Source organism: Streptomyces sudanensis, from assembly GCF_023614315.1.
Taxonomy (GTDB): domain Bacteria; phylum Actinomycetota; class Actinomycetes; order Streptomycetales; family Streptomycetaceae; genus Streptomyces; species Streptomyces sudanensis.
Genome location: NZ_CP095474.1, coordinates 4,943,935 through 4,955,842, shown reverse-complemented (window position 1 = coordinate 4,955,842; position 11,908 = coordinate 4,943,935). Strand labels below are relative to the sequence as shown.

The following is an 11,908-nucleotide window of genomic DNA, read 5'->3' as shown; positions in this document are numbered from 1 at the left end:
GGCCTGGTGAGGTCCGGGCGGACGGGAGCCGACGGGGTCCGCAGCCCGGACAGGGCCCCGGCCGGGGCGGAACCCGGGCGGAACGGCGGTACCGGCCGCGGCACGTGCGGACGTCCCGGCCCCGTCGCGGTGGCGGCCGCACGCGCACGGCGCCCTCGCCGCCGACGCCGTCGGCGCCCTGCCGCAGGACGTGGTGGCCGCGCGCACGGCGCCCTGCNGCCTNNCNCANCNNNCCCCNGCCCCGGTCCCGCCGCGGGCCGCCCGGTCCGGGCCGGCGGGGGCGTCGCGTCAGGCGGCGGGGGCCAGTTCGGCCAGGCCGAACAGGAGCGCGTAGCCGCGGGGCAGTCCGGCGAGGATCCGCCGCGTGAGGGGGTCGCCCGCGTACGCGGCGACGACGGTCAGGACCGTGGAGGTGGCCCAGCGGGCCTCGGCGACGGTGAACGGCGCCAGCGCGCGGGCGACGTGGTCGACGAACCCCGGTGCGGTGAGGGGCTCGGTGACCGGCACCTGGGAGGCGAGCAGGGCGCCGGCCTCGGCGGGCAGGACCCGCACCAGTTCGCAGCGCTCCTCGCCGACGACCTGGCCGCCCAGTACCGTCAGCACGGCCCGCAGCACGCGCTCGGCCTCCGCGTCGGAGTCGTAGCGGCCGGCGGTGCGGATGCGGTCCACGAGTTCCTGCCACGTCATGCTGGAAAGCCTTTCCTCCCCGGTCGCGCCCGTGGGCGACCGCGTGTCGTCTGTGGTGGTCAGGCCGCCCGCGGGCGGCCGAAGAGAAGGTCGTACCCCGGAGGGAGCTGGAGCAGGACGCGGCGCATGAGGTCGTCGCCCGCGGCGTCGGCGACGACGCTCAGCACGGCGCCGGCGTCCCACTTGGCGGTCTCCTCGGTGGCTCCCTCGATCCATGCCGCGGTGGCGCGGGTGAACCGCTCGGGGGAGAGGGGCTCGGCGGCCTGGAGGGGGTTGAGCAGGATCAGTTCGAAGGTCTCCGGCAGTCTGGCGGCCAGTTCGGTCCGCACCTCCCCGACCAGGTGCGCCCCGAGCAGCGCGAGGACGACCCTGGCGGCGCGCTCCGCCTCGTGCGGCGACGGGTACTCGCCGCGTTCCCGGACCGCGTCCAGGAAGGACTCCCACCTCATGCGCATCGCACGCCCCTTCCGGCCCGCGGGCGGGGACGGTCGGCCCCCGCCCGCTCCGTGGGCCAGGTCCGGTCAGCCGCCGATCTGCTTGCGCGAGCCCTCACCGGTGGCGCTGATGGCGATCTTGCGCGGCTTGGCGCGTTCGGCGATCGGGATGCGCAGCGTGAGGACACCCGCGTCGTAGTCGCCCTTGATGTTCTCCACGTCGAGGGTGTCGGCCAGCATCACCTGGCGGGAGAACACCCCCAGGGGGCGCTCGGAGAGCTCCATCTGCACGTTCTCGGTCTTCGCCTGCGGCCTGCGCTCGGCCTTCACCGTCAGCATGTTCCGCTCGACGTCGACGTCGATGGCGTCGGGGTCCACGCCCGGCAGGTCGAGGGCGATGACGTACTCGTCACCTTCGCGGTACGCGTCCATCGGCATCGCCGTGGGCCGCGACCACGTCCCGGACGCGCCGAGGAGCCGCTGGGCGATCCGGTCGAACTCCTGGAACGGATCGGTGCGCATCAACATCGTGAAACACCTCCACTGGCTCGGCTACTCCATGCCAATGCGTTCACCTGTCTCCCGTTGTAACATGTCATCGGAACGATGACAACTCCCCAAGTCGTCGAAACGATGACTGTTCACCCCCGTGGAGGAGGCCCTGTGAGCGAAGCCGAGCAGCCCGCGCCGCCCTCACCGCCCCCCGGTTCCTTCGTCGCCGCCGCGGCCGCACTGAGCACGATCGACGAGGCGATCCGCACCGCGCACGACACCCGGGCGGACGGGGGGCGGACCGGCCCGGAGGACCCCTCGCCGGGCACGCAGGACGCTCTCGCGGCGCTGCTGCTGCTCAGGGAGGTGCGGCGGCGCCTGGCGGACTGGGAGCCCGCGCTCATCGAGACGGCCCGTACGGCGGGCGCCAGCTGGGCCGACCTGGCCGGCCCGCTCGGCGTGGCCAGCCGGCAGGCGGCCGAGCGCCGGTACCTGCGCCTGCGGCCGGACGGCGGCCACGGCGCGACGGGCGACCAGCGGGTCAAGGCGACCCGCGACCGGCGGGCCGCCGACCGGTCGGTGAGCGCGTGGGCCCGGCGCAACGCCGCGGACCTGCGGCAGCTCGCCGGGCAGATCACCGCGCTCGACGACCTCGCCGGCCAGGCCCGGTCACCGGTCGGCCGGCTCGCCGAGGCACTCGCCGACGACGACGCGGCGGGCCTCGTCGGACCGCTCGCCGACGCCGCCCCGCACCTGCGGGACCGGTACCCGGAGCTGGCCGCGCGGGCCGAGGACGTGGCGCGGCGGACGGACGAGCTGCGCCGGGCCAGCGACCACGACCGGCGCTCCCTGGGCTGACCGGCCCGCCCGCGACCGGGGAGCGCGTGACGACACCGACCGCTGCGAGGTGACGACGGTGACGACGGGACGGGATGCCGACGGCGCCCGGCGCGACCCCTACGCGGTGCTGGGGGTGGCGCCCACGGCGTCGGCCCGGCAGATCACCTCCGCCTACCGGCGGCTCGTCCGCGCCCTGCACCCGGACGGCGCCCCGGGCCGCGACGAGACCGAACGCCGGGCGTCCGCCGGGCGGTTGGACGCGGTGGTCGCCGCGTACGGGGTGCTGCGCGACCCGGCGCGGCGCGCGGCGTACGACGCCGGCCGGCGCCGCGCGCCGGAGACCCCGGGCCCCGGCCCGGCCGCCCGGCCGACACCTCGCGCGGAGCCCCCGGCACCCGGCGGCGGACTGCTGTGGGTGGGCCCGGTCCGCATACGGCCACCACACTGAGGCTCCCGCGGGACGCGCAGGCGAGGGCGGCCGGGCCGCCGGCCCTCGGCCCCGGGGTCGGCCACTCGGGTGGCCGTGTGCCGCGGCCCCCTGCGCCGCGCGCCCCGGGCGGCCGGCGGGGCCTACCGTCGGCCCCATGTCAGGAAAGGTCCGCGAAGACACCGCCCGGCAGCGGCCGGGGCGGGCCCGCGGGCGCGCCGCCGGGNNGTCCGCGGCCCGCGTGCGCGGCGCGGCCCGCGGGCTGCGGGCGCTGCTCGTGCTGCCGCTGCTGGCGTCGCCGCTGGCCGCCTGCGGTTCCGGCGAGCGGGCCGGTGCCCCGGTGCTGAACTGGTACAACTTCCCCGACGACTCGGGGGCGCTGGACTCCGCGGCGCGCAACTGCACCCGCGCGGCGGACGGCCGCTACCGGATCGTGTACCACAAGCTGCCGCGCACCGCCGACGGGCAGCGGCAGCAACTGGTGCGCAGGCTGGCGGCCGAGGACTCCTCCATCGACATCATGGGCCTGGACGTCACCTGGGCCGCCGAGTTCGCCGAGGCGGGCTGGATCCGGCCGTGGACCGGCGAGGCGCGCCGCCGCGCCGAGCAGGGCACCCTGGAGGTGCCCCTGCAGACCGGCATGTGGAAGGACCGGCTGTACGCGGTCCCGTACAACACCAACACGCAGTTGCTCTGGTACCGCGCCGACCTCGTCGAGAAGCCGCCGCGCACCTGGGCGGAGATGCTGGCCGCCGCCCGCCGGCTGGCCGCCGAGGGCAGACCCCACTTCATCGAGATCCAGGGCGCCCAGTACGAGGGCCTGACGGTCTGGTTCAACACGCTCGTGGCCAGCGCGGGCGGCTCCATCCTCGACGCCGGGGCGACCGCCCCCGCCCTGGGGCCGCCGGCGGTCCGGGCGGCCACGATCATGCGGGACCTCGCCAGGTCCCCGGCGGCCGACCCGTCGCTGCCGAACCAGATGGAGGACCAGAACCGGCTCGCGATGGAGTCCGGGCGGGCGGCGTTCCAGTTGAACTACCCGTTCGTCCACCCGTCGATGAAGGCCAACAACCCCGAGCTGTTCAGGCACCTGCGCTGGGCCCCGTACCCGAGGGTGGACGCCGCACGGCCCGCCAGACCCACGATCGGCGGGAACGACCTCGCGGTCGGCGCGTACTCCCGCCACCCCCGGCAGGCGTTCGAGGCGGCGCTGTGCCTGCGCAACCGGGAGAACCAGATCGAGGCGGCCGTGAAGGGCGGGCTGCCGCCGACGCTGCGGGAGCTGTACTCCGACGCGGAGTTCGTGCGGAACTACCCGTTCGCCGACGCCATCCGCCGGGCGCTGGAGAACGCCAGCGTCCGCCCCCGCACCCCCGCCTACCAGAACGTGTCCATCGTCATCGCCCACACCCTGTCCCCGCCCTCGGCGATCGACCCCCGCCGGTCCGTGGAGACCATCGAGGGGCAGATCGAGGACGCCCTCCAGTCGAAGGGGCTGATCCCGTGAAGCACGCGGTGCAGGAGAGGGCCGGGGGCGGCGCGGCGCCGGGTGCGCCGTCCTCGGCCGCGGGGCTGTCCGAGGGGGCGCGGCAGGAGCGCCGGCTCGGGTGGCTGCTGTGCGCGCCCGCCGTGCTGGTGATGGCGGCCGTGACCGCCTACCCGATCGGCTACGCGCTCTACCTGTCGCTGCAACGCTACGACCTGCGCTTCCCCGGGCGGGCGGAGTTCGTGGGGCTGGACAACTACGCGGCGGTGCTGTCGTCGCCGTTCTGGTGGGAGGCGTTCGGGGTGACGGTGTTCATCACCGTCGTCTCGGTCGCGGTCGAGCTGGTGCTCGGGATGGCGCTGGCGCTGGTGATGCACCGCACGGTGGTGGGGCGGGGCACGGTCCGCACGGCGGTCCTCGTCCCGTACGGCATCGTCACCGTCGTAGCCGCCTTCTCTTGGCAGTACGCATGGACTCCCGGCACCGGGTACCTCGCCGCGCTGCTGCCGGCCGGCGAGGCGCCGCTGACGGAGCGGTGGCCGGCGCTGGGCCTGATCATCCTGGCGGAGGTGTGGAAGACGACGCCGTTCATGGCGCTGCTGCTCCTGGCGGGGCTGGCGCTGGTGCCGGAGGAGACGCTGCGGGCGGCGATGGTGGACGGGGCGGGCGGGTGGCAGCGCTTCACCCGGGTGACGCTGCCGCTGATGAAGCCGGCGATCCTGGTGGCGCTGCTGTTCCGCACCCTGGACGCGTTCCGCGTCTTCGACAGCATCTACGTGCTGACGGCCGGGGCGCACGGCACCGGCTCGGTGTCGATCCTCGGCTACGACAACCTGTTCACCGCCCTCAACCTCGGCATCGGGTCGGCGGTCTCGGTGCTGATCTTCCTGTGCGTGGCGCTGATCGCCTTCGCGTTCGTCAAGCTGTTCGGGGCGGCTGCCCCCGGGGCCGGGGAGGGTGGCCGCTGATGGCCCGTTCGGGAAAGCGGAACGTGACCGGGTGGACGGTCGCCAACGTCGTCGTCGTGGCGTACGCGCTGATCCCCGTGTGGTGGATCGCGGCGCTGTCCTTCAAGGACCCCTCGACGCTCGCGGACGGCAGCTTCGTCCCGACGAGGTGGACGTGGGACAACTACCGGGGGATCTTCGAGACGGCGGAGTTCACCCGGGCGCTGGTCAACTCGATCGGCATCGCGCTGATCGCCACCGTCGTCGCCGTGGCGCTGGGCACGATGGCCGCGTACGCGGTGGCCCGGCTGCGCTTCCCCGGCAAGCGGCTGCTGATCGGCCTGTCGCTGCTGATCGCGATGTTCCCGCCGATCTCGCTGGTGTCGCCGCTGTTCGACATCGAGCGGGCGCTGGGGCTGTTCGACACCTGGCCGGGGCTGATCCTGCCGTACATGACCTTCTCGCTGCCGCTGGCGATCTACACGCTGTCGGCGTTCTTCCGGGAGATCCCGTGGGACCTGGAGAAGGCGGCGAAGGTCGACGGGGCGACGCCCGCGCAGGCGTTCCGGCTGGTGATCGCGCCGCTGGCGGCGCCGGGGGTGTTCACGACGGCGATCCTGGTCTTCATCTTCTGCTGGAACGACTTCCTCTTCGCGATCTCCCTCACCTCCACGCAGTCGGCGCGGACGGTGCCGGCGGCGATCGCGTTCTTCACCGGCAGCAGCCAGTTCCAGGAGCCGACCGGTTCGATCGCCGCCGCCGCGATGGTGATCACCGTGCCGATCATCGTCTTCGTCCTGCTCTTCCAGCGGCGCATCGTCGCCGGGCTGACCTCGGGGGCCGTCAAGGGCTGACCGGCGGCCCGCCCGACCCCCCATCCCCTACGGCATTCCCTCCAAGGAGCACCGACAGTGGCCGAGATCGTTCTCGAGGGCATCACCAAGAGGTACCCGGACGGTGCCGTGGCCGTGCGGGACGTCGACCTGACCGTCGCCGACGGGGAGTTCGTCATCCTGGTGGGGCCCTCCGGGTGCGGGAAGTCCACGACCCTCAACATGATCGCGGGCCTGGAGGACATCACCGAGGGCACGCTCCGCATCGGCGGGCGGGTCGTCAACGACGAGCCCCCGAAGGACCGCGACATCGCCATGGTCTTCCAGAGCTACGCCCTCTACCCGCACATGAGCGTGCGGGAGAACATGGGCTTCGCGCTGCGCCTGGCGAAGACCGACAAGGCGGTGATCCGGGAGAAGGTCGAGGAGGCCGCCCGGATCCTCGACCTCACCGAGCACCTGGACCGCAAGCCGGCGAACCTGTCGGGCGGCCAGCGGCAGCGCGTCGCCATGGGCCGCGCCATCGTCCGCGACCCCAAGGCGTTCCTGATGGACGAGCCGCTGTCCAACCTGGACGCGAAGCTGCGGGTGCAGATGCGCACCCAGATCTCCCGGCTCCAGCAGCGGCTCGGCACGACGACCGTGTACGTGACGCACGACCAGACCGAGGCGATGACGCTCGGGGACCGCGTGGTGGTGATGCGCGGCGGCGTCGTCCAGCAGGTCGGCACACCGCAGTACCTGTACGAGCAGCCGCACAACCTGTTCGTGGCCGGTTTCATCGGGTCGCCCGCGATGAACTTCCTGCACGCCTCGCTGGAGGAGGGCCTGCTGCGCACCGCGGTCGGGGATATTCCGCTGGACGCGGAGGCGTACCGGCGGCTGGAGCGGGCCGGGGCGCCGCGGGACGTGATCGTGGGGCTGCGGCCGGAGGCGTTCGAGGACGCGGCGCTGGTGGACCCGGACCTGCCGGGCGCCCGGTTCACCGCGACGGTGGACGTCGTGGAGTCCCTGGGCTCCGACGTGTACGCGTACTTCACCGAGGAGGGCTGGGAGGCCGCGCCGAGCGAGGACCTGGCGGAGCTGGCGGCGGACTCCGGGGCGGCCGAGGCGGGCGGCGGCCACCAGATCATCACCCGGCTCGGCACGGCGACCCGGGTGCGCGAGGGCGAGCGGGCGGAGCTGTACGTCGACACGTCGGGCATGCACGTCTTCGACCCGCGCTCCGGTGCCAACCTCACCCTCCGCGAGGCCGCCCCGGGCGGGCGCTGACGGGGCCGCGCGGCCGTCCGGGGCGGGCCCGGACCGGACGGGCCCCCCGTACCGGTGCCCCGCGGCCCGGTCCGCGCGGCGCGGGGCGCCCCGCCGGGCCGCGGCGCCCCNGTACCCCACGTGTCCCCGCACCTCACGCGCCGCGCGGGTGCCTCACGCGCCGCGCAGGTGGCCGAGGACCGCGCGCACGGCCCGCTCCACGGCCGCGCGGGCCCCGTCCGTGCGGTCGACGGTCTCGAAGCCGTGGTGCGCGCCCGGCACGTCGACCACCTCGACGGCCGCCCCCGAACCGGCCGCGGCGGTGAGGAACTCCTCGACGGTCACCGCGATCTCGGGCCGCTCCCGCTCCACGCGGGTCAGCACCAGCGGCAGCCGGCCGGCCGTGCGGACCGCGGCGGCGGGCCGGAAGTCCGGGCCGGTCGTCCCCCAGCCGGGCATCGGCGCGAGCAGCGGGTACGTCGCCGCCACGCAGCGCAGCCACGGCGGCGGCGCGGCGAGCCACGGCGCGGACAGCAGCCCGCCGGCGGAGAAGAACCACAGCGCGATCCGGTCGGCGTCGACGCGCGGGTCCGCCCGCAGCAGGGCCACGGCGTCGGCCACGTCCCCGGCGGCGCGGGGGTAGTCGGCGATCTCGTGCAGCCGGTGGTCGACGGTGGCCCCGACGGCGCCCAGGCCGGCGACGTACCCGCCGTAGCCCGTGAACGCGGGCCAGTCGCGCGGGGTGGGGCGCGCCCCGGCGGGCACCGGCCCGCCGTGCACGAACAGCACGGCGGGTGAGGGGCGTTCGGGGCCGGCGCCGTCGGGGAGGTACAGGTCGACGCGGCCGTGCCGTTCGCGGCGCCGCTCGGGCACGTCCAGCAGGAACGGCCGCAGGTGCGGCGGTGTCCTGGTGCCGGCGGGGGTCAGCCGGTGGCCTTCGCCGGCGGCGGCGGCGAGCAGGGCGTCCGCGAGCTCCCGGGGCGCCGACAGCATCGGCCAGTGGCCGGTGGCGAGTTCGAAGAACGTCACCCGGGGGTCGGCGAGCGCCCGGAGCCGGGGGTCCCCGAGGTCGACGAGCGCCTGGACCGTGGCGATGCCCGGTCCGTTGGCGCTGCACAGCACCCCGGTCGTCGGCGTCCCCGCGGCCGCGCCGGTCAGCCGGAGCGGCGCGGTGAGGGTGCGCGGCGGCTGCGGCACGGCGAGCCGGGTGAGCCGCTCCAGGGCCTCGGCGGGGACGCCCTCGACGCTCCCCCAGCGGCTCCACTCGCCGGGCGCCGCGGGCGGCGCCACCGGCTCGTCCCCGGCGTCCGGCCGCAGCAGCCGTTCGCGCACCGCCCCGTCGGGGAGGAGGTTCAGCGCCGGGTCCCCGTCCCGGGGCATGCCCGCGTCCAGGTGGACGATCCGGGCGGTCCGCGCGGGGCGCAGGTCGGCGGCGCCGAGCACGGGGTGGATGCCGTACCCGTGCCCGACGAGCACGGCCCGCGCCGCGGCGGTCCCGTCGACGAGTTCCGCCACGTGCCGGACGTGGGCGTCCAGGTCCGCGCCCGCGTCCGCCGGGAGGGTCGCCGCGTGCACCTCGGCGCCCGCCTCCCGCAGCAGGGCCGCCACCTCGTCCCAGATCCACCCTCCGGTGAAGACCTCTCCCACCAGTACGAACGCCGTCATGGGCCCTCCTCGCTCTCGTTCGGTGCCACAGCGCACGCTAGGACCTCCCCCACGGGGGAGGTTCAAGGAGCTTCCGGAGGCGATGTCCGGCGGGGGCCGCGTCCCGGCGGACGGGCGGGAGGAGGCGGACCGGCGGGAGTCCCGGCGCGGTCGCCCCGCCGGGTGGTCGCCCCGGCCCGGGGCGGACGGCGGGGCGGCGCGGGACACGGCTCGGCCCGGCCTCCCCTCTTCGGGGCGGCCGGGCCGGGATGTGCCTCCCCGCTCGTACGGCGGGGCGCGGGGNTCAGGGGCGCGGGCCGGCGCCCTGCTCGGCGGCGCGCTTCTCCCTGATCCGCTCGGCCTCCTTGCGGACCTCCGCCTGCGTGGCCCGCTCCCTGCGCAGCCACTCGGGGTCCTCCGCCCTCAGGGCCTCGATCTGGTCGGTGGTGAGGGCCTCGGTGACCCCGCCGCGGGCGAGGCCCGAGATGGAGACGCCGAGCCGGGCCGCGACCACGGGGCGGGGGTGGGGGCCGTTGCGCCGCAGCTCCCGCAGCCACTCGGGCGGATCGGTCTGCAGGGCGTTCAGCTCGTCGCGCGAGACGGCACCCTCCTGGAACTCCGCGGGGGTGGCTTCGAGGTAGACCCCCAGCTTCTTCGCCGCGGTCGCGGGCTTCATCGTCTGGGGGGTGCGGTGCGACGTCATGCCCCCAGGATATCGAGCATGTGCGCGGTTCCCGACCGCGGCCGGTAGCCTGGCCCGGTGACAGGCTCGGAAGGACCCCCGTCGTTCAGGCTCGCGTACGTCCCGGGCGTGACGCCCGCGAAGTGGGTGCGGATCTGGCGGGAGCGGCTGCCGGACGTGCCGCTGGACCTCGTCGCGGTGCCCGCCGCCGAGGCGCGGGACGTGCTGCGGCGCGGCGGCGCGGACGCCGGCCTCCTCCGGCTGCCGGTCGACGGGACGGACCTCAGCGCCATCCCGCTGTACACCGAGACGACGGTGGTCGTGGTGCCCAGGGACCACGTCGTCAGCGCCGTCGAGGAGGTGTCCGCCGAGGACCTCGCCGACGAGATCGTGTTCCACCCGCTCGACGACACGCTCGACTGGGAGCACCCGCCGGGGCGGCCCGCGTTCGAGCGCCCCGCGACGACGGCGGACGCCGTGGAACTGGTCGCGGCGGGCGTGGGGCTGCTGGTGGTCCCGCAGTCGCTGGCCCGGCTGCACCACCGCAGGGACCTCACGTACCGGCCGGTCACGGGCGTCCCGCAGTCCCGGGTGGCGCTGTCGTGGCCGCAGGAGCGGACGACGGACCTGGTGGAGGACTTCATCGGGATCGTCCGCGGGCGGACGGTGAACAGCACGCGCGGGCGCCGCCCGGCCGCCGGGGCGAAGGAGCCGGAGGCCGGCCGTGCGGCCGACGGCGCGGGCGCGGCCCGGCGCCGGGGCGGCGGGCGGCAGCCGGGGAAGACCCCGCGGCGCGGCTCCGGCGCCGGGCAGGGCGTCCGGCGCGGCCGGCCGCGCCGCCGCTCCTGACCCCTCTCCCCGCACTACGGCGCCCCGGGTCCCGGTACGGCGGGGGCCGCCGTCCGGCGCGGGGCCCGTCGTGGTCTCCCGTGCCGAACGGTTCGCGCCGCCGGCCTCCCGGCGGGGCCGTCGCGGTGCGCCGTCACCGCCCGGCGTCGGCGAGCGCCTCCCAGCGGCGCCCGCACGAGCGCATCAGCTGCGGGTAGACGACCAGGTGGCGGAAGGGCGCGACGGCGGCCATGTAGGCGGTGCCGAGCGTCCCGTTCGGTTTCACCAGGACGGCCATCTGGCCGCGGTGGCCGCCGGAGCCGTCGGGCACCCAGCCCAGGTGCATGACGGCGTGGACCGTGCGGTTGGCCAGCTCGGCCGCGTACTCGTCGTCCGTCGCGTACAGCGCCGAGAACGGCCCTCCCGGCGGGGGTCCGGTGGGCCGGTCCCGCAGGTCGGCGGGGAGGCGCTCCACCAGCGACGGGAACCGCGCGCCGCCGTCCGGCCCGCCGTCCCAGCCGAGCAGGGCGCCGAGCCTGCGCCTGACCTCCCACAGGAAGCGGACCGGCAGCGACGAGTCGTCCGGGAAACGGCCGGACCGCAGCGCCTGCAGCAGGCGCGGGAAGTCGTCCGGGCCGCCGGGGGTCGGCAGCGCCCACACGTCCTGGACGGTGAAGTCGTGGGCGATGCCGTGGATGCGCCAGGGGCGGGAGGTGTGGGCCGCGGGTGCCAGCCTCATGTCGGGCCTCTATTCATACGCCGGTGTATAGATCACGGTACTCCCGTCCGCGCCCCGGCGCACAGGCGGGCCGGACAGGGGAACGGCTCCGCGACCGCGGCCCGCGCCCCCGTGTCGGACGGGCGGACGGACCGCGACAGCGGGGCGGCCCGGGGCGGCCCGGGGCGGCCCGCGCCCTTGGGACGGACGGGCGGGCGGACCGCCGCCTCCGCGCGGCGCCCGGCGCGGGACCGGCCGCTCGCACGGCCGGGCGCGGCCGGTTCCGCGCCGGCCGCGGTCAGGGCCGGTCGGTTTCGACGATCTCCGCGATCTCCGCTTTCGGGCCGGTCGCCGCGGTCACGCGGGCCCGCAGCTCCCGCAGCCGCGCCAGCGTCTCCTCGGCCCGCTCCAGGTCGTCGAAGTCGAGGTCGACCAGGATCCGGCCGGGGTCCGCGACCGGCCTCATCACGCGGTGGCGCAGGACACCGGGGGCGCCGCGGCCCAGCGGGTCGCCGTCGAACGCCTGCTTCCAGGCGGCGTGGTCGCGGGCCGTGTGCTCGATGCGAAGGACGTACACCGCCGGCTCCTCTCGACGTCCCCCTTCCAGTCGACCACCGGACGGGCCGCGGTGCGCGGCGG

General features: G+C 76.0%; 14 protein-coding genes. 7 read left to right on the top strand and 7 right to left on the bottom strand.

The window, feature by feature from the left end:
- Positions 1-288 precede the first annotated feature (288 nt).
- From MW084_RS22940 to MW084_RS22930, 3 genes are all read right to left on the bottom strand, one after another.
- The gene (locus MW084_RS22940; protein WP_010474995.1) at positions 289-687 is read right to left on the bottom strand and encodes a DUF2267 domain-containing protein; all 399 of its coding nucleotides are present in this window, start codon (positions 685-687) and stop codon (positions 289-291) included.
- Positions 688-746: 59 nt separating this feature from the next.
- Complete coding sequence (locus MW084_RS22935; protein WP_010474996.1) at positions 747-1,142, bottom strand: DUF2267 domain-containing protein; 396 nt, start codon at positions 1,140-1,142, stop codon at positions 747-749.
- 66 nt (positions 1,143-1,208) lie between these two features.
- Positions 1,209-1,649: an Hsp20/alpha crystallin family protein gene (locus MW084_RS22930; protein WP_010474998.1), complete on the bottom strand. Its 441-nt coding sequence runs from the start codon at positions 1,647-1,649 to the stop codon at positions 1,209-1,211.
- A 135-nt stretch (positions 1,650-1,784) separates the two neighbouring features.
- Here MW084_RS22930 and MW084_RS22925 point away from each other — a divergent pair, with 135 nt between their 5' ends.
- The 6 genes from MW084_RS22925 to MW084_RS22900 all read left to right on the top strand — a co-directional run bounded on the left by MW084_RS22925 (position 1,785) and on the right by MW084_RS22900 (position 7,418).
- On the top strand, positions 1,785-2,471 hold the full coding sequence (locus MW084_RS22925; protein WP_010475000.1) for a hypothetical protein: 687 nt from the start codon (positions 1,785-1,787) through the stop codon (positions 2,469-2,471).
- Between the two features lie 58 nt (positions 2,472-2,529).
- Positions 2,530-2,901 (top strand): J domain-containing protein, encoded by a 372-nt coding sequence (locus MW084_RS22920; RefSeq protein WP_275563766.1) that lies wholly within the window; start codon positions 2,530-2,532, stop codon positions 2,899-2,901.
- Between the two features lie 220 nt (positions 2,902-3,121).
- Positions 3,122-4,387 (top strand): ABC transporter substrate-binding protein, encoded by a 1,266-nt coding sequence (locus tag MW084_RS22915; protein ID WP_338057724.1) that lies wholly within the window; start codon positions 3,122-3,124, stop codon positions 4,385-4,387.
- 8 nt (positions 4,388-4,395) lie between these two features.
- Positions 4,396-5,334, top strand: a complete 939-nt coding sequence (locus MW084_RS22910; protein WP_050986870.1) for a carbohydrate ABC transporter permease — start codon at positions 4,396-4,398, stop codon at positions 5,332-5,334.
- Positions 5,334-6,167 (top strand): carbohydrate ABC transporter permease, encoded by an 834-nt coding sequence (locus MW084_RS22905; RefSeq protein WP_010475909.1) that lies wholly within the window; start codon positions 5,334-5,336, stop codon positions 6,165-6,167. The genes MW084_RS22910 and MW084_RS22905 overlap by 1 nt, the downstream gene beginning before the upstream one ends.
- A 57-nt stretch (positions 6,168-6,224) precedes the next feature.
- The gene (locus MW084_RS22900) at positions 6,225-7,418 is read left to right on the top strand and encodes an ABC transporter ATP-binding protein (protein ID WP_010475911.1); all 1,194 of its coding nucleotides are present in this window, start codon (positions 6,225-6,227) and stop codon (positions 7,416-7,418) included.
- Between the two features lie 153 nt (positions 7,419-7,571).
- Here MW084_RS22900 and MW084_RS22895 read toward each other — a convergent pair whose 3' ends face one another.
- Both MW084_RS22895 and MW084_RS22890 read right to left on the bottom strand, forming a co-directional pair.
- The gene (locus tag MW084_RS22895) at positions 7,572-9,062 is read right to left on the bottom strand and encodes an alpha/beta hydrolase family protein (RefSeq protein WP_010475913.1); all 1,491 of its coding nucleotides are present in this window, start codon (positions 9,060-9,062) and stop codon (positions 7,572-7,574) included.
- Between the two features lie 283 nt (positions 9,063-9,345).
- Positions 9,346-9,744 (bottom strand): DUF5997 family protein, encoded by a 399-nt coding sequence (locus MW084_RS22890; protein ID WP_010475915.1) that lies wholly within the window; start codon positions 9,742-9,744, stop codon positions 9,346-9,348.
- A gap of 57 nt (positions 9,745-9,801) precedes the next feature.
- Here MW084_RS22890 and MW084_RS22885 point away from each other — a divergent pair, with 57 nt between their 5' ends.
- Complete coding sequence (locus MW084_RS22885) at positions 9,802-10,572, top strand: LysR family transcriptional regulator substrate-binding protein (protein ID WP_255115925.1); 771 nt, start codon at positions 9,802-9,804, stop codon at positions 10,570-10,572.
- 133 nt (positions 10,573-10,705) lie between these two features.
- Here MW084_RS22885 and MW084_RS22880 read toward each other — a convergent pair whose 3' ends face one another.
- Both MW084_RS22880 and MW084_RS22875 read right to left on the bottom strand, forming a co-directional pair.
- Positions 10,706-11,290, bottom strand: a complete 585-nt coding sequence (locus tag MW084_RS22880) for a DUF2867 domain-containing protein (protein WP_275563765.1) — start codon at positions 11,288-11,290, stop codon at positions 10,706-10,708.
- A gap of 277 nt (positions 11,291-11,567) precedes the next feature.
- Positions 11,568-11,846, bottom strand: a complete 279-nt coding sequence (locus MW084_RS22875) for a hypothetical protein (protein ID WP_255115923.1) — start codon at positions 11,844-11,846, stop codon at positions 11,568-11,570.
- Positions 11,847-11,908: the final 62 nt, after the last annotated feature.